We start from the raw sequence: 16,114 nt of genomic DNA, 5'->3' as shown, positions 1-16,114 counted from the left end.
CGTGAGACAGCTGACGGCACACCAGAAGGAGGGCGCATGACGGAAACGACTCAAGAAAGCATGCAGACATATTCCCGTGAACAGATCGAGCAGGTCGTGGGGCTGGACGCCACGGCACTGGGCACCATTCGCGATGCCTTCATCGCGCTGGGCCAGGGCAAGGTGGTGCAGCCGCCGATCCTGTCGATGGCCATCGAGGAGGCCAACGGCGAGGTGGACGTCAAGACCGCCCATATCCAGGGGCTCAAGCACTTCGCGATCAAGATCAGCCCCGGCTTCTTCAACAATCCCGCCCGCGGCCTGCCAAGCCTCAATGGCCTGATGGTGGTGTTCTCCGCCGAGACCGGCCTTGCCGAGGCGCTGCTCAATGACGGCGGCTATCTCACCGCCATTCGTACCGCGCTGGCCGGTGCCGTGGCGGCGGAGGCCCTGTCACGCCCCGACAGCAAGCGCGTCGCGCTGATCGGCGCCGGTGAGCAGGCGAGCCTGCAGCTGGAGGCGCTGCGGCTGGTGCGCGACATCGAAAGTGTCGATGTCTGGGCACGCGACAAGGAGCGGGCGGAGCGCTTCGCGCGGGACACCGAGCAGCGTCTGGGCCTCACCGTACGTAGTCATGACAGCCTGCACGCGGTCTGCCAGAACGCCGACATCATCGTCACTGCCACGCCGTCTCACACGCCGCTGCTGGAATACACGATGCTGCCGGAAGGCGTGCATGTCACCGCGATGGGTTCCGACAGCCCCGAGAAGCGCGAACTGGAAGCCGACGTGCTGACCGATTGCGACTACTTCGTGTGTGACAGCCGCGCCCAGTCGGAAATCAATGGCGAGCTGAAGGGGCTGGATGACGACCAGGCCAGGGCGTGCGAGGTGCACGAGCTGGGCAAGCTGCTGGCCGATGGGCGCCGTCTGCGTGAGGGTGATCAGAACAGAGGTGAAGAGACCGAAACCACCACTGATACCCGCATCACGGTGGCAGACCTGACCGGCACCGGCGTGCAGGACACCGCGATTGCCAGCCTGGCGCTGGCTCGACTCGCCCAGCGCTAGCGCGCAGCGACAGCGGGTCGTGAAGGCGCGACGGACTTGCCCAGCGCGGCGCCGCATGCGAGGGTCACGCAGTAACGGCAGGAAGCCGTTGACTCCCTCGTCCACTCGGAGCCTGTCGTGACTCGAACCATGCCCTCACCCCCTGCTGCGCCGCGCGCCCTCAATGCTGCTCCCGGGGTAGAGGTCCGCCGCTCGCCGCTGGCGGACCTCTGCGCCGACTGCGATGCCGTGACGCTGCTGCCACCGCTATCCCCGCCGGGTGAGGGATATCTGCGCCATTTCTGCCAGCTGGACTCCCCGCTGGCGGTGTTCGATCTCGACGATACCCTGCTCGATGGCGACTGCACTGGCATGTGGATGCGCTGGATGGCCGCCTGTGGCTGGATCGAGGATGTCGAAGCCTTCATGGCCATCGGCGAGCGCCATCAGAGCGAGTATCACGCCGGCACTCTGGATATCCACGAGCACACCGGTCATCTGCTCAGCCCGCTCATCGGGCGTCATCGCGATGAGGTACGTCGCGAAGTCGATGATTTCGTGGAAGAAATGGTGATGCCGCGTCTGCTGGAAGGCGGCATCGCCCGTCTCGCCGAACACGGCGAGGCGGGCCATCGCACCCTGATCATCTCCGCCTCCATGCACCATCTGGTCGGCCCCATTGCCAGTCGCCTGACCGCCGATGGCGCGCTGGCCACCCATCCTGCCTTCGATGAAGCGGGCCGCTTCACCGGCGAGACCACCGGCATCGTCACCTTCCGCGAAGGCAAGCTGGCGGCGCTGGATGCCTGGCTGGAAGACGCCAGCCAGCTCAAGCGTGCGCCGCAGGCACTGTGGGGCTACTCCGATTCCCACAACGACCTGCCGCTGCTGGAGCGGGTCGATCATCCCCACGCCACCCAGCCGGATGCGCCGCTGCGCCAGTTCGCCGAAGCGCGTGGCTGGCCGGTGGTCGACTGGCGCCAGTCGCACCTGTCCATCGAATCGGACTGAGCGTGCATGAAGCCGGCGACTGACTCCCACCTCGCGCGTGGTCACAGCCCGGATGCTAGAGCCCTGCAGGCGCGTGGCGTCGCGCTGACGGCGCTGGGCGTGCTGCTGATCTCGCCGGATGCGCTGTTGCTGCGCCTCGCCGATGTCGCCGATGGTCCGCTGGTGTTCTGGCGCGGCCTGCTGACGGCCATCGGCTTTGCGCTGATTCTGCTGCTCACCCAGCGCGGCGGGCCAGGCCAACGCTTTATCAGTGCGCTGGCACGCATGCGTGGCTGCGGGCGCACGGGGCTGTGGGTCGCGCTGCTGTTCACCGGCTCCACGCTGGGCTTCGTGCTCGCCAATCAATACACCCGCGCCGGCAATGTGCTGATCATCCTCGCCGCCAGTCCGCTGTTCGCGGCACTGATGTCGCGGCTATGGCTGGGCGAGCGCCAGCCGCGCCATGTATGGGGCGCGATTCTGGTCTCGCTGGCGGGCATCACGCTGCTGGTGATGGACGAGGCGGGCAGCGGCTCGCTGAGCGGCAATCTGCTCGCGCTGGGCTGCAGCCTGTCGCTGGCGGGCAACTTCACGCTGTGTCGCACGCGCCCGGGCCTCGACATGAGCCCGATGCTGACACTGTCAGGACTGCTGACCGCGCTGTGCGGCCTGCTGGCCTGCATATGGTTGGCAGCCTCTGGGGGAGGGGTAGGCGAGGGTGCAGCAGAGGGCCTCGAGAGCGTGCTCACCCAGCTATGGCCCTCGCACAGCGATGATTTCGCTCAGCGCGCCGGCTGGCTGGTGCTGCTGTGTCTGGTGCTCTCGCCGCTGGGCTTCACGCTGATCCAGCGCGGCCCGCTGTATCTGCCGTCCGCCGAGGTGGCACTGCTGATGCTGCTGGAAAGCGTGTTCGGCATCCTGTGGGTGTGGTGGGTGCTGGACGAGTCGCTGACCCTGCGCGGCTGGGTGGGCGGCGCCATGGTGCTGGGCGCGATGCTGATCAAGAGCCTGATCGACCGCCGCCTGCGTCACCTGCAGGCCACGCGCGCGCCTTCTGCGGATGCGTCTGCGGGCGGCAACTGATACAATTCCGCCTATCCCCGAGTTTATTCACTGTCAAATGACAGCCCTCCGGACGCCTCACGGCGACCGGAGCGAAGAGCTCATGGCGCGAAGAAAGCCACAGTGCGACCGGAAACGATAGCGACTTCACGACGCGAGCCAGGCGCGAGCGGCACTGCCCCTGACGGCAGTGATGAAGATTGCCACAACCGGACGCCAGACTGACTCGACAGCGCCAGGATTCAGCACGCACACCACCTTCCCCAACCTGTTGCGGACGACTCGATGACAAGCAGCCTCAAACAGCAGTGGCTCTCCAACCTCCGGCCCGACATCCTGTCCGGCCTGGTGGTGGCGTTGGCCCTGATCCCCGAAGCCATCGCCTTCTCCATCATTGCCGGTGTCGACCCCAAGGTCGGCCTGTATGCCTCCTTCTCCATCGCCGTGGTGACCGCCATCGCCGGTGGCCGTCCGGGTATGATCTCCGCCGCCACCGGTGCCATGGCACTGCTGATGGTCGACCTGGTCAAGGACCACGGCCTGGAATACCTGCTGGCCGCCACCGTGCTGACCGGCGTGATACAGATCATCTTCGGCTACTTCAAGCTCGGCTCGCTGATGCGCTTCGTGTCGCGCTCGGTGGTCACTGGCTTCGTGAATGCGCTGGCGATCCTGATCTTCATGGCCCAGCTGCCGGAGCTGACCAACGTCACCTGGCACGTCTACGCCATGACCGCGGCCGGCCTCGGCATCATCTATCTGCTGCCGCTGGTGCCGAAGGTCGGCAAGCTGCTGCCGTCGCCGCTGGTCTGCATCATCGTGCTGACCATCTTCTCCATGGTCGTCGGTCTGGATATCCGCACCGTCGGCGACATGGGCGAGCTGCCGGACAGCCTGCCGGTGTTCCTGATTCCGGACATCCCCTTCAATCTGGAAACCCTGTGGATCATCCTGCCGTACTCGCTGCCGCTGGCGGTCGTGGGCCTGCTGGAATCCCTGATGACGGCCACCCTGGTAGATGACCTGACCGACACGCCGTCCGACAAGAACCGTGAGTGCAAGGGCCAGGGCGCGGCCAACGTCGTCACCGGCTTCCTCGGCGGCATGGCGGGTTGCGCGATGATCGGTCAGACGATGATCAACGTGAAGTCCGGCGGTCGTACGCGTCTCTCCACCATGGTGGCGGGTGTCGTGCTGCTGATTCTGGTCGTGTTCCTCGGCCCCTGGGTCTCGCAGATTCCGATGGCCGCACTGGTCGCGGTGATGATCATGGTCTCCATCGGTACCTTCTCCTGGCAGTCGATCCGTGACCTCAAGACCCACCCGATGTCCACCAACGTCGTCATGCTGGCGACGGTGGCCGTCGTGGTCGCGACCCACAACCTCGCACTCGGCGTACTGGTCGGCGTGCTGCTCTCGGCGCTGTTCTTCGCCAACAAGATCGGCCAGGTGCTGCATATCGGCAGCGACATGAATGCCGATGGCCGGACCCGCGAATACCGCGTGGTCGGTCAGGTGTTCTTCGCTTCCAGCGAGCAGTTCCAGGCCGGTTTTGACCTCAAGGAGACCGTCGAGCGTGTCGTCATCGACGTCAGCCGTGCGCACTTCTGGGATATCACCGCCATCGGCGCGCTGGACACCGTGGTGGTCAAGTTCCGCCGCGAGGGGACCGAGGTCGAGGTGCGTGGCCTCAACGAGGCCAGCGCCACGCTGGTGGATCGCTTCGCGGTGCATGACAAGCCGGATGCGGTCGAGAAGCTGATGGGTCACTGATCCCGTTGGTGCCACCCGCCTGATCGAGAGTGATGGCGCCAGCAGCGTGATTCATGCGGAAAGACGGCGGGCAGCCCCACACGGGCTGCCCGCCGTTTGCGTTGATGGGGCCGGAAAGTGGTAATCTCGAAACAGGTGCCTGAAGCGCCAACCTTGATCGTCAGCATAAGGAAGCACGCCATGAGCCAATCCTCTGCCAGTGCCCCGACAGGCCATGACAAGATCACCGCCTGCATTGACGGCTCCGCCTTTGCCGTCGCCGTGTGTGATGCCGCCGTATGGGCCAGCCAACGTCTCTCGGCGCCGCTGAGCTTCCTGCATGTGATCGACCGCCATGAAGGGGCGGGCGAGACCACCAGTGATCTCTCCGGCAGCATCGGGCTCGGCGCGCGCGAGCACCTGCTGGAAGAACTCGCCACCCTGGATGAGCAGCGCGGGCGCATCGCCCAGGAGCAGGGCCGTCTGATGCTGGAGGCCGCCTACAAGCGCGCCGTGCAGGCGGGTATCGCCGAGCCGCGCCCACGCCAGCGCAATGGCGAGCTGGTCGAGACCCTGGAGGAACTGGAAGACGAGATTCGCCTGCTGGTGATCGGCAAGCGTGGTGAAGGGGCGGAGCAGGCCAGCGAGCACCTGGGCAGCAATCTGGAGCGCGTGATTCGCAGCCTGCATCGTCCCGTGCTGGTGGTGCCGGGTGAGTTCAACCTGCCGACGCGGGTGCTGATCGCCTTTGATTGCAGCAGCACCATCAAGCGCGCCGTGGAGGTGTTGGCGGCAAGCCCGCTGCTCAAGGGCGCGGAGCTGCACCTGGTGATGGTCGGCGCGGAAACGGTGGAGCATCAGGCACCGCTGGACGCCGCGCGCGACACTCTCACCGCGGCAGGTTTCAGCGTGCAGGCCAGCTTCAAGGCGGGGGAGGTAGAAGCCTGCCTGCGCGAATATGCCCGACAGCACGCCATCGACATGCTGGTGATGGGCGCCTACGGCCACTCGCGCATCCGTCAGTTGCTGGTCGGCAGCACCACTACCGAGATGATTCGCAACGCCACGATGCCGCTGCTGATCCTGCGCTAGCATCGTTCAGCCCACGCCCTGCCGGGCAATGAGAACGCCGCGCCTTCCCGTATCATGTCGGGACGGCGCGGCGTCTTCATTTCTGCCCCTTGGGGAGTGGCTACAGGTACGCAAGGCAGAAACCCTCTCGACGACTTGAAAATACCCCGCAGGTCGCGTTGCGTCGCCCGCCGGAATCTGGAACGCTGATGGCCGCCTATCCTCATTGCGCGCCATGCCGCTGCGGGGCCTTCCCTTACGCAGGCGCGTCTTTCACCACTCCAAGAAGAACGGTACAAGGACACTCTCCATGAGCGATATCCAACGTCACGACACCAAGGCACGCATGAGCCGCGCCGTGATCCACAACAACACCATCTACCTGTGTGGCCAGGTCGCCGGGCCGGACCACCGCTTCGGGAATATCACTGACCAGGCCAACAGCATGCTGGCGCGTGTCGATGCGTTGCTGGAAGAAGTCGGCACCGACCGCGAGCACCTGCTCTCCGCCACCGTCTATCTCAAGACAATGGACGACTTCAAACCCTTCAATGACATCTGGGACACCTGGGTGCCACAAGGCCACGCCCCCGCCCGCGCCTGCGTACAAGCCGCCATGGCCAGCCCAGAACTGCTGTGTGAAATTACCGTGGTCGCTGCGGTTAAGTAACTAGAAGTATGCTTTTTAAGCCCGCTAGATTTTTAGTGGGCTATATTATTTTATAGTAGCATTCTTGGAGCTGATATGAATAACGACCAAGTCTGTAGTGTATATAGTATTGGCCATGGCTCTAGGAGTATTAATGAGTTTTTAAAGCTTATTGTGAAATATAAGATTCAATATGTTGTTGATGTTAGAACTAAGCCAGGATCAAAATACCATCCTCAATTTAATATGGAGTCTTTGAGGTCATCACTGAAAGCAGAGGGGGTAGGATATGTTTTTATGGGTGATACTTTGGGAGGGCTTCCAAAGGATGACCAATGCTATACAAAGTTAGGTTACGTTGATTATACGATATTAGCTAATAAGATTTTTTTCCGCAATGGTTTGTCAAGGCTTGTTTCTGCGAATGATCAAAAGATCAATATTGCATGTATGTGTAGTGAGCTAGATCCATGTGATTGTCATCGTTCAAAACTTATCGGGAGTGAGTTATATCACATAGGACTTGAAATGAACCATATTGATGCACGTGGCGAATTAATAGCTCAAGCAAAAGTGATGAACGATATTGTCAATAAAAATGGTAATGATCTTTTTTTAGGTGATTCACCGATAAAGTATTCCGCAAAATCGTATAGGTGATAATATGGAAGTTGTTACTGAAGAAATTGTGATATTGGCACGTACTACCATGGCCGGTGGGGTATGTGTAGGCGCTTATGATACAAATAATAATAATATGATTAGGCTCTTTGATGAAAATGGTCAAAACTTGATGTCCCATGCACCATATAGGGTTGGCGATATATATAGTGGAAAGTATAAATTCAAACGTTCATTAGCTTATCCTCATGTTGAAGATGTAATCGTTATTGAGGCAGCTTATGAGGGCAGCGTATTTGAGAATGAACGTTTTGAACGGACTTTCAATACTTTAATCGATAGCCTTGCTTATAAAGATTTAAATCCCTCGGATTTATTCGATGGCAAGCTGGTTTGGGAAAGGTCAGCATTTGTTGAGATAGATAACAGGCCTACTTATAGTGTTATGATAGCTAGCTTGGATCGTGATTTGCATAAGGATGGTGATTATTTCATATGGACTGAATTTTACGATGTTTACAGGGTTAAGTATGTAGGAACTAAGCCTATAGAGCAGCTGCCTGCTACTATTAATGCTGGCATGTTTATTCGACTTTCTCTTGCTCGGTTCTGGGATAAAGATAAGGATGGTGTGAAGCGTTCATATCTTCAGCTATCTTGGGTTTATTAGCTGTAATGGCTTGTAACTCAATCTAAAACCTTCTTTGTTACGACAAAAGTATAAAAAACAGGTATTTTATTTTATGCCTCTATAGAAAATTTGTGACTTGATAAAATCTTAGTTAGATTTAGGCTTTTAGGTAGTTGACATCTTTGCAACAATGGTTAAATATTGTCTGTGTTCTTTGATACTTAAGAGGTGATTTATGTCTATTGCTCGTGTTGCAGTTACTCTCGATGATAATGTGCCTGAATATATGTCGGGAATTGTTAGGTGTCTTACTGTCATTTCTGAGGATGAAGATGGTAATGAGATTAAAGATTATCCAGAGTTGATTGATAACACAGAGTATACTAATAGAGAGGATCTTATTGAAGATGTTGCTCGTAGAATTAATGTTTCTACTGATATCATAGATATAGAGGGTTGAATTATAAGGAATATTATGGTTATGCCGTAGATATGTGGTCTATGTATTTTTTTAACTTAATCCTAGCCTCATATCTCACCCATTCCCGATAAAACCCATCCAATCGTTCTGTCTCGCTGAGGTGTGATATCTCGGCGAGACGTTCGCGTGCGTCTGCAGGCAGCATGGCGATGCGGGCGTCGAGGTCGTGGGCGTGGCGGGGGTTGCGGTATTCGAGGTCCAGCCCGAGCGGGAGGGTGGCGAGGCCGACGAGCACATGGCCGTGGCGGTGGGCGATGGAGACATGGAAGCCTGCCGGTAGTGCAGGATGGTGGGGCGCCTGGCCACGCGATGACCAGTCGGTCAGTGGCAGCGCAATGCCTTGTGCAGCGGCGAGTTCACCGAGCAGCAGGCGAGCGAGGTGCGATTCGGCTTCACGTTGCTGGCGACGGCGGGCCTTGGCAGATGACACGGGGGTGTCCGCGTTATCCACATCCGCATGCTGAGCGTGGATCGTGTGACGGCGGGAAGCCTCAGCCGAGGAGCTGGCAGAGGAATCCGCCAGATCAGCACAGGAGGCTGGCAGTACACAGGCCTCGGCCAGCCACAGACTGGCTGGCCGAGAGGATGATGCAGAGCAGAGATTCAGCAAGGCGCAGGCAGCGCCGTCAGTTGCAGATACCAGGCAAGCGGCGAGGGCGTGGGGATCATGCGAAATCAGCGGCTCGGTGCTTGGCAGCTCGGCACTCAGCGGTTTAACGCTTGGCGAAACACTGCTCATCGAATCAGTGCTCAGCGAGTCAGTGTTCAGCGAGCCCGTGCCCGGTGAAGCGGAGCCATCCGCTGCACCATGCCCCAGCACCACGCAGCGATAGACGGGGTGATCGGTCGGGCGCCTCGCAGACGTGCCTGCCACGTCTTCCTCAACCGGCTCACTTGACCCGCTCACGCCACTGCCTTGCCTGACCGCCATATCGAGGAATCAGTTCTTCGGATGCAGGATCACCAGATCCCCGCGCAGCGCCACACCCGCGACGATATTGCCCGCATGGCACTCGTACTTCTCGCTGCTGGAGTAGGGCACGTTGTCATAGTCGCTGCGAATGTTGATCACCGCATTGGCACCATACTCACGCGCCTTCTTCTGCAACTCGCGCAGCGCCGACAGGAACACCCAGCGACAGGCCTCCGCATCGCTCTTGTTGGACGCGTTGGTCTTCGGATTCACCCGCGCCCAGCCACGCTTCTCGATGCGCTCGTAGGGCTGCTTGTCACCGAAGAAGAAGGCCACGTCCTTGCCCAGCCGCTGACTGGCCGCGGTGCTGGCCATCACCGGCATGATCGGCATGAAGTGCTGCGTGTCCCGCGCCTCTGCCGGCATGGAGGCCAGCAGGCTGGCAGAGCCGGTCACCAGGGCGGTGGCCATTGCCATGCCACGTGCAGAGCGCGCGGCACGCAACATCCAAGAGAATGACTGAGCAACGGATGACACCATGTGAAACCTCTCCTTACCGTGTGATTGACTGGCGCGACGCCAGCGAATATCGCCGTCAAACAGCCAGAGGCGTGAGCCAATCACACCATAGACCATGCAGCGGGCGCGTATCTTGCGCCAGAACTGACCCGCTGCAAAGTCGTCTGGTGGCGACAGTCGTGCGCCAGTTGGCTCGCTCTGCGGGTCAGTCTTGCCAGCGACGCAGAATCAGCGAGGTATTGATGCCACCGAAGGCGAAGTTGTTGCTCATCACGGTGTCCGTCGCGATCTCGCGGCCTGCGCCGGTGAGGTAGTCGAGCGGTGCGCAGCGCGGGTCGATGTCCTCGAGATTGGCGGTGCCGTGGAACCAGCCCTCGCGCATCATCTCGATGGCGACCCAGGCCTCCAGCGCGCCACAGGCCCCCAGGGTATGGCCGGTGAAGCTCTTGAAGGCGCTGATCGGCATGTGCTCGCCGAACACCGCATGGGTGGCATGGCTCTCGGCGATATCACCGCGCTCGGTAGCGGTGCCATGCGCGCTGACATAGCCGATCTGTGAGGCCTCGACACCGGCATCCTCCAGCGCCATGCGCATCGCGGCTTCCATCATGCTGGCATCCGGCTGGGTGACGTGACGGCCATCGGAGTTGGTGCCGAAGCCGAGAATCTCGGCATGGATGGTCGCGCCACGTGCCAGGGCGTGCTCCAGCTCTTCCAGAATCAGCGTACCGGCGCCCTCGCCGATCACCAGGCCATCACGCTGGGCATCGAAGGGCCGCGGTGAGCGGTCCGGCTGGTCATTGCAGGTACTGGTGGCAAACAGGGTGTCGAACACGGCGGCGTCGGCGGCGGACAGCTCCTCGCAGCCACCGGCGACCATCGCGGTCTGGCGGCCGAAGCGGATCGCCTCATAGGCGTAACCGATGCCCTGACTGCCGGAGGTGCAGGCGCTGGAGGTGGTGTGGATCCGCCCCTTGATGCCGAGGAAGACGCCGATGTTGACCGGCGCGGTGTGCGCCATCATGCGGATATAGGAATTGGCATTGAGGCCATCGGTGGAGTGATTGATCAGCATGTTGCCGAAGTCCGCCACCGCATCCGGCTCACCGGCCGAGGCACCGTAGGCGATGCCCATCTGGCCGCTGTCCTTGAGCGGGCTGTCACTCAGGCCGGCCGCTTCCAGCGCCAGTTCGCTGGAGCGGGTCGCCAGCTGCGCCACACGCCCCATGCTGCGCAGCGCGCGGCGGTTGTAGTGCTTGGGTAGCTCGAAATCGTTGACCGGCGCGCCGAGGCGGGTGTTGAGGCCGTCGTACTTGTCCCAGTCCTCGATATAGCGGATGCCGGTGCGTCCGGCGGCCAGATTGGCGCGCAGGGTCGGCCAGTCATTGCCGATGGGCGAGAAACCATGCATGCCGGTGACCACGACACGTCTGCCGCGCAACGCGTGAGAGGAAGCCGTCATCAGAACATCCCCCCGTTCACCGCGATGGTCTGGCGGGTGATGTAGCCGGCGTCCTTCGAGCACAGGAAGGCCACGGTGGCGGCGACTTCCTCGGCTTCTCCCGCGCGGCGCATGGGAATCATCTTCAGCGCCTCTTCCATCTCGACGCCTTCGGTCATCTCGGTGGTGATGACGCCGGGTGCGACGGCATTGACGGTGATGCGGCGCTTGGCCAGCTCCACCGCCAGCGCCTTGACCGCGCCGATCAACCCCGCCTTGGCGGCGGAATAGTTGACCTGACCGCGATTGCCCATCATGCCCGACACCGAGGACATCACGATGATGCGCCCCGGCTTGCGGCGGCGCACCAGCGGCATGCTGAGCGGCTTGATGACGTTGTAGAAACCATCGAGGTTGGTGCGGATGACGCTGTCCCAGTCGTCATCGGTGAGCGCCGGGAAGGCGTTGTCGGCATGGATACCGGCATTGCAGACCACTCCGTAGTAGCAGCCGTGGGCCTCGATATCGGCTTCCAGCGCGCTGCGCGCGGCGTCTCGGTCGGCGACATCGAAACTCAGGATGCGCGATTCGCCGCCCAGGGCGCTGATCTCCCGCGCGACCTCCTCGGCGGCGTCACGGCGCGAGCGACAATGCAGCACCAGGTTGTAGCCTTCGCGGGCCAGTCGCAGCGCGATGGCGCGGCCGATGCCACGGCTGGAGCCGGTGACCAGAATCCACTCGCGGGGAGGGCGGGTGTCAGCATCGGGAGCGTCGTCAGCAGGGCTTGTGTGGATAGAGCTTGTGGGGACTGAGTGCTCGGACATCGGTCTTTCCTTACGATTCATTGCCACCGGTGTCCCGGGGAGTCTGTGATGACTGCGAGTCGTCCGTCGTCCCACCCGCGGGCGGTTCGAAGACGTTGATCACGCAGGAGGCGACTTCCCTGTCTTGCTCATCCTGTATGTGGGCCGTGAACGCGCCCAGTCCGTTGGCAGCACGATAATCCAGCCGAACGTGGATTTTCCAGCGCTGCCGGCAGGCGAAATGCGCCACGTTGCAGTGGTAGCGGCGCGTACCGAGCAGAAAGCCGACCCGCGGTGCCTGACGGGCCAGGGCTGCCTCGACCCCCGACCAGGCCGCGATGGCCTGCGCCATCCATTCAAGCCCCACGAACGCCGGAATCACGAACTGCTGCTCGGCGTCAGCGTTCGGACTGCGCTCGGCCGGGCCGCGATCGGCCGGGCCGCGTTCGGCCGGGCCGCGTTCGGCAAAGACATCACTCGCCTGAGGCACCACATCCGCACTCAGGCTCGTGGTATCCCAATGCAGGATGCGATCCAGCAGGCACATGCCGTGCTCGTGGGGCACGTAGTCGGCGATGGCGCAGGGGAATGCCGGCAGCATCGCAGGACTGTCACTCATGCCTCACCTCCCGGGCTGTCCGCTGGCTGGGGGTGGCGCTCGAACAGCAGCGAGATGTTGTTGCCGCCGAAGGCGAAGGCGTTGCTCATCACTCTGAGCGGCGGGGTCTCGGGGCGGTCACGCGTGACGACATTGAGCTCGGGCAATGTCGGGTCCAGTGCCTTTTGCGGCGTGGCATGCGGCGGCAGGCGGCCATGTTCCAGCGTCAGCCAGCAGAAGGCGGCTTCCAGTGCCCCGCAGGCGCCCAGCGTATGGCCGGTCAGCGCCTTGGTGGAGCTGACGGCAGGCAGATGGGGCTCGTCAGTACCCGAAGCGGCATCTGTACCGAACAGGCGGCTGATGGCGAGGCTTTCCATCGCATCATTCAGCGGCGTGGCGGTGCCGTGCAGGTTGATGTAGTTGATCTCGCTCGGGGTGCGCCCGGCATTGGTGAGCGCACCGCGCATGGCGGCCTCGGCACCGTTGCCTTCGGGGCAGGGGGCGGAGATGTGGTGGGCATCGCTGGATTCGCCGACCCCGGTGAGCTGCACGCCGCCACGCTCGCGCGTGACCACGAACAACGCGGCGGCCTCACCCAGGTTGATGCCATCGCGCTCGGCCCCCAGCGGCAGGCAGGGCTGACGACTGACGGCCTCCAGACTCATGAAGCCCTTCACCGTCATGTGGCACAGGCTGTCGGCGCCACCGGCGATCACCGCATCACACTGGCCGGAGGCCAGCAGACGGCGCGCACTGGCCAGGGCCTTGGCGCTGGAGGTGCAGGCGGTGGAGAGGGTGTAGACCGGCCCGCGTGCGCCGCTCAGCCAGGCGACACAGCTGGCGGGGGCGCCCAGCTCCTGGCGGCCGTATTCGAAGTCCGGCGGCCAGCTCTCGCCACTCGCCTTGCCGGCGGCGATACCGGCGCGATAGGCCGGCATCATCTGCTCGGTCTCACCGACACCTGAGGTGCTGGTTCCGAGCACCACGCCGATGCGCTCCGGCGCGATGCCCTGGCGCCTGAGGGCCTCAAGCTCCGGTGCCAGCTGCTCAAGCGCGGTGGCCAGCAGGCGGTTGTTGCGTGAGCGCAGCGGGGCCGGCCAGTCGCTGTCATCCACCAGCCGTGCGGTGACGCGCCCCAGTGACAGCGGTGTGCCGGGGCTGAAGTCATCGCTGATACGCAGGCCGCGGCTGGCGCTGAACAGCGCACTGCTGATCAGGCCGTGGTCTGCGCCCAGCGGGCAGACGATGCCGGGGCGTGACAGGCGACAGGCGTTGCCAGTGTCGTGGCCCTTCGTGGTAGCAGTGTCCACGGTTGCAACAGATTCAGTCATGCGCGGGAGCTTCCGGTGAGTCGTCAGGGGCGTTCTGTGTGCTGGGCGCTGCCAGCGGTTCCAGCGTCAGCTGCATGTCGGCTGCCGGGTCGCGCAGCGTCACGCGGCCGCTGGTATCGCGGCTCAGTTCGGCGATGGTCACACCCTCTTGCGTGATGATGCGCTGCGCGGGCTGGCGACGTTGCTGCCAGTCGCCGCGTTGTACCAGCTGCCAGCCTGTGTTCGCAAAGGATGAATCGATCGCGGCCTGCGGCCAGTGCACCCAGGCGATACGCCGCGCCAGCCAGTCGGCGCTGAAGGGCAGCTTCTCGAGCACCTCGGGGCGTGCCTTCTCGAAACGGCTGCTATCGGCGTCATGCACCAGCGTCAACAGACGTTGGCCCTGCACGCTGAGCATGACCAGTCGCATGGCCTCGGGCGATTGGCGCAGTACGCCGATGAGAGGCGGCAGGTTGTGCTCCTGCGCACCCTCGCCATCGACTGCACGCTGTGCGCTGTCATCACTCTCTATACGCGCCACACGCAGAATCAGACGTTGGGTGCTGGTCTGCTCGAGATTCGCCAGCGCCGGCATCGGGCTGGCAGCCTCCAGCGGCTTTGGGGCGAGCAGGCTGCAGCCGCTCAACAGCAGCGTGGCGGCCACGGTAAGGCTGGCCAGCCCGAGGCGGCTGCTCAGCCCAGTAGAGCGCAGCCCGACTGAGCGCAGCCTTGTGGAAACAACGTGAGAGGCGAAAGACATGTTTTTCATGACGCTACTTTACCTGTTCTCGCCGACGCTTGCTGCGCGGCCGAAGGCGCTGAGGCCAGCGAGCGAGTCGCTTTCCCGCACCGCGTCTGGCGCGAGTGCCTGCTCGGGCGCGGTCAGCCTGGCAAGGGCCGTCAGGCGGCGGCGACTGGCACTGACGAAGGGGTTGGCCGTGTCCCAGGCGTAACCGGCGAGCACCGCGCTGATCATCTGGCGAATCCGCGCATGCGGCTCGGGATGATAGATGATGTCGGTCAGGCGGCTGTCGTACCAGGCGGTGACGAATTCGCGGAACACCTCGATGCCACGGCGCAGCGGCTGCTCGTATTCGCTGGCCCAGTCGGGGCGCTGGGCGGCATGCTCGGCGGTCAGCTCGCGTTCGACCAACGGCGCGGCACGCAGTGCCGATTCCAGTGCGATGGTCACGCCGGAGGAGAACACCGGGTCCAGAAACTCGCCGGCATTGCCGAGCAGCGCATAGCCCGGGCCATGCAGGCGACTGACATCGGCGCTGTAACCGCCCAGTGACTGCACGGCGTTGGCCGGCCGAGCATCGCGCAGCAGCTCCGCCAGGCGCGGTTCTTCCATCACCCACTGCCACAGGCGTGACTGCGTATCGTCCCCGGCGGCAGGCTCGATCAGCTCGCGCGGGCCGACCACGCCCAGCGAGGCGCGGCCATTGGCGAAGGGAATCAGCCAGTACCAGACATCGGGATGCACCGGGTGCGAGGCGATCAGGATATTGTCGCGGCGATAGTTCTCGGCGGGTGGCGCAAGGTCGGCGATGCCATCGTGGACATGGCCGAACAGCGCCATGCGCGGCTCCAGGCGCGGGTCACGCTCAAGGGATTCGAGGCGCGCCAGCACGCGGCCATAGCCGCTGGCATCCAGCACGAAGGCGGCCTCAAGCTCGCGGCCACCTTCCAGCGTGAGGCGTGGCCCCTGGGCCTGGCTGCTGGCATCGCTCTGCGCGGGGCGAGCGGGAGTGAAGCCCGTGACCGTGACGCCGAATTCGACCTCGGCCCCTGCCGCCCGTGCGCCCTCGATCAAGCGCTGATCGAAGTCGGCGCGCTCCACCTGCCAGGTGATGGCGGGGCCGTCAGTGAACTTGTCGCGAAAGTCGATCACGCGATGCTCGCCGCGGCGGGTGAAGGCCGCACCGGTCTTGCGCTGATAGCCACCGGCGGCTGCGGCCTCCAGCAGGCCGCAGGCCTCCAGATGCTGCATGCAACGCGGCAGCAGGCTCTCGCCGATGGAGAAGCGCGGGAAGTGGCTGCGCTCCAGTACGCGCACCGCATGGCCCGCGCGTGCCAGCCACGCCGCCGCCGCCGCACCGGCGGGCCCGGCGCCGATGATGATGACTTCCTTGCGTGGTGGGTTGTCGCTGCGATCTGCCGATTCCATGGCATCGTCCCCTGTCGTCGTTGTCGTTATGTGTTGATGTTGCGCTGCGTTTCCTGCGGCTTGCTTGCCTCTCG

At 62.7% G+C, this 16,114-nt stretch carries 17 protein-coding genes; 9 read left to right on the top strand and 8 right to left on the bottom strand.

Features of this window, described 5'->3' with window-relative positions:
- Positions 1-36 precede the first annotated feature (36 nt).
- From NH396_RS02605 to NH396_RS02565, 9 genes are all read left to right on the top strand, one after another.
- On the top strand, positions 37-1,050 hold the full coding sequence (locus NH396_RS02605) for a cyclodeaminase (protein WP_253061389.1): 1,014 nt from the start codon (positions 37-39) through the stop codon (positions 1,048-1,050).
- Between the two features lie 117 nt (positions 1,051-1,167).
- Complete coding sequence (locus tag NH396_RS02600; protein ID WP_253061387.1) at positions 1,168-2,040, top strand: HAD family phosphatase; 873 nt, start codon at positions 1,168-1,170, stop codon at positions 2,038-2,040.
- A gap of 6 nt (positions 2,041-2,046) precedes the next feature.
- Positions 2,047-3,102 (top strand): DMT family transporter, encoded by a 1,056-nt coding sequence (locus tag NH396_RS02595; RefSeq protein ID WP_253061385.1) that lies wholly within the window; start codon positions 2,047-2,049, stop codon positions 3,100-3,102.
- Between the two features lie 264 nt (positions 3,103-3,366).
- Positions 3,367-4,854 (top strand): SulP family inorganic anion transporter, encoded by a 1,488-nt coding sequence (locus NH396_RS02590; protein ID WP_253061383.1) that lies wholly within the window; start codon positions 3,367-3,369, stop codon positions 4,852-4,854.
- 180 nt (positions 4,855-5,034) lie between these two features.
- Entirely contained in the window at positions 5,035-5,925 is an 891-nt protein-coding gene (locus NH396_RS02585) for a universal stress protein (protein ID WP_253061382.1), read from the top strand.
- A gap of 289 nt (positions 5,926-6,214) precedes the next feature.
- A complete protein-coding gene (locus tag NH396_RS02580) occupies positions 6,215-6,574 on the top strand; it encodes a RidA family protein (RefSeq protein WP_253061381.1) in 360 nt (119 codons plus the stop codon).
- A 75-nt stretch (positions 6,575-6,649) separates the two neighbouring features.
- Positions 6,650-7,213, top strand: a complete 564-nt coding sequence (locus NH396_RS02575; RefSeq protein ID WP_253061379.1) for a DUF488 domain-containing protein — start codon at positions 6,650-6,652, stop codon at positions 7,211-7,213.
- Positions 7,214-7,217: 4 nt separating this feature from the next.
- A complete protein-coding gene (locus NH396_RS02570; RefSeq protein WP_253061377.1) occupies positions 7,218-7,844 on the top strand; it encodes a hypothetical protein in 627 nt (208 codons plus the stop codon).
- Positions 7,845-8,040: 196 nt separating this feature from the next.
- Positions 8,041-8,265, top strand: coding sequence for a hypothetical protein (locus tag NH396_RS02565; protein ID WP_253061375.1), 225 nt, complete (start codon positions 8,041-8,043; stop codon positions 8,263-8,265).
- Positions 8,266-8,284: 19 nt separating this feature from the next.
- On the opposite strand, the gene NH396_RS02560 is transcribed toward NH396_RS02565, so the two are convergent.
- The 8 genes from NH396_RS02560 to NH396_RS02525 all read right to left on the bottom strand — a co-directional run bounded on the left by NH396_RS02560 (position 8,285) and on the right by NH396_RS02525 (position 16,040).
- Positions 8,285-8,716: a hypothetical protein gene (locus tag NH396_RS02560; RefSeq protein ID WP_253061373.1), complete on the bottom strand. Its 432-nt coding sequence runs from the start codon at positions 8,714-8,716 to the stop codon at positions 8,285-8,287.
- Positions 8,717-9,226: 510 nt separating this feature from the next.
- Complete coding sequence (locus NH396_RS02555; protein ID WP_253061371.1) at positions 9,227-9,739, bottom strand: excinuclease ATPase subunit; 513 nt, start codon at positions 9,737-9,739, stop codon at positions 9,227-9,229.
- Positions 9,740-9,923: 184 nt separating this feature from the next.
- Positions 9,924-11,180, bottom strand: a complete 1,257-nt coding sequence (locus NH396_RS02550) for a beta-ketoacyl-ACP synthase (RefSeq protein WP_253061369.1) — start codon at positions 11,178-11,180, stop codon at positions 9,924-9,926.
- Positions 11,180-11,983: a 3-oxoacyl-ACP reductase FabG gene (fabG, locus tag NH396_RS02545; RefSeq protein ID WP_253061367.1), complete on the bottom strand. Its 804-nt coding sequence runs from the start codon at positions 11,981-11,983 to the stop codon at positions 11,180-11,182. Before fabG ends, NH396_RS02550 begins: the two co-directional genes overlap by 1 nt.
- Before the next feature lie 10 nt (positions 11,984-11,993).
- Entirely contained in the window at positions 11,994-12,581 is a 588-nt protein-coding gene (locus tag NH396_RS02540; RefSeq protein ID WP_253061365.1) for a hypothetical protein, read from the bottom strand.
- Positions 12,578-13,891 (bottom strand): beta-ketoacyl-ACP synthase, encoded by a 1,314-nt coding sequence (locus NH396_RS02535; RefSeq protein WP_253061363.1) that lies wholly within the window; start codon positions 13,889-13,891, stop codon positions 12,578-12,580. The genes NH396_RS02540 and NH396_RS02535 overlap by 4 nt, the downstream gene beginning before the upstream one ends.
- A complete protein-coding gene (locus NH396_RS02530) occupies positions 13,884-14,639 on the bottom strand; it encodes a DUF3261 domain-containing protein (RefSeq protein WP_253061361.1) in 756 nt (251 codons plus the stop codon). Before NH396_RS02530 ends, NH396_RS02535 begins: the two co-directional genes overlap by 8 nt.
- 9 nt (positions 14,640-14,648) lie before the next feature.
- Positions 14,649-16,040 carry a tryptophan 7-halogenase gene (locus NH396_RS02525; RefSeq protein WP_253061359.1) on the bottom strand — a complete coding sequence of 464 codons (1,392 nt, stop codon included), beginning with the start codon at positions 16,038-16,040 and terminating at the stop codon, positions 14,649-14,651.
- Positions 16,041-16,114 lie beyond the last annotated feature (74 nt).

The sequence above is a fragment of the Cobetia sp. Dlab-2-AX genome, assembly GCF_024124625.1.
In the GTDB taxonomy this organism is placed as follows: Bacteria; Pseudomonadota; Gammaproteobacteria; order Pseudomonadales; family Halomonadaceae; genus Cobetia.
The sequence above is the reverse complement of the archived record's forward strand: the minus strand, read 5'-3'. Positions and strand labels throughout refer to the sequence as shown.

What these genes read in the sequence shown, in the direction of transcription:
- NH396_RS02580 (WP_253061381.1), top strand. Translation starts at nt 6,215, where the DNA reads ATGAGCGATATCCAACGTCACGACACCAAGGCACGCATGAGCCGCGCC.
- NH396_RS02540 (WP_253061365.1), bottom strand. Translation starts at nt 12,581, where the DNA reads ATGAGTGACAGTCCTGCGATGCTGCCGGCATTCCCCTGCGCCATCGCC.
- NH396_RS02595 (WP_253061385.1), top strand. Translation starts at nt 2,047, where the DNA reads ATGAAGCCGGCGACTGACTCCCACCTCGCGCGTGGTCACAGCCCGGAT.
- NH396_RS02565 (WP_253061375.1), top strand. Translation starts at nt 8,041, where the DNA reads ATGTCTATTGCTCGTGTTGCAGTTACTCTCGATGATAATGTGCCTGAA.
- fabG (WP_253061367.1), bottom strand. Translation starts at nt 11,983, where the DNA reads ATGTCCGAGCACTCAGTCCCCACAAGCTCTATCCACACAAGCCCTGCT.
- NH396_RS02585 (WP_253061382.1), top strand. Translation starts at nt 5,035, where the DNA reads ATGAGCCAATCCTCTGCCAGTGCCCCGACAGGCCATGACAAGATCACC.
- NH396_RS02590 (WP_253061383.1), top strand. Translation starts at nt 3,367, where the DNA reads ATGACAAGCAGCCTCAAACAGCAGTGGCTCTCCAACCTCCGGCCCGAC.
- NH396_RS02535 (WP_253061363.1), bottom strand. Translation starts at nt 13,891, where the DNA reads ATGACTGAATCTGTTGCAACCGTGGACACTGCTACCACGAAGGGCCAC.
- NH396_RS02575 (WP_253061379.1), top strand. Translation starts at nt 6,650, where the DNA reads ATGAATAACGACCAAGTCTGTAGTGTATATAGTATTGGCCATGGCTCT.
- NH396_RS02530 (WP_253061361.1), bottom strand. Translation starts at nt 14,639, where the DNA reads ATGAAAAACATGTCTTTCGCCTCTCACGTTGTTTCCACAAGGCTGCGC.
- NH396_RS02605 (WP_253061389.1), top strand. Translation starts at nt 37, where the DNA reads ATGACGGAAACGACTCAAGAAAGCATGCAGACATATTCCCGTGAACAG.
- NH396_RS02570 (WP_253061377.1), top strand. Translation starts at nt 7,218, where the DNA reads ATGGAAGTTGTTACTGAAGAAATTGTGATATTGGCACGTACTACCATG.
- NH396_RS02555 (WP_253061371.1), bottom strand. Translation starts at nt 9,739, where the DNA reads ATGGTGTCATCCGTTGCTCAGTCATTCTCTTGGATGTTGCGTGCCGCG.
- NH396_RS02550 (WP_253061369.1), bottom strand. Translation starts at nt 11,180, where the DNA reads ATGACGGCTTCCTCTCACGCGTTGCGCGGCAGACGTGTCGTGGTCACC.
- NH396_RS02525 (WP_253061359.1), bottom strand. Translation starts at nt 16,040, where the DNA reads ATGGAATCGGCAGATCGCAGCGACAACCCACCACGCAAGGAAGTCATC.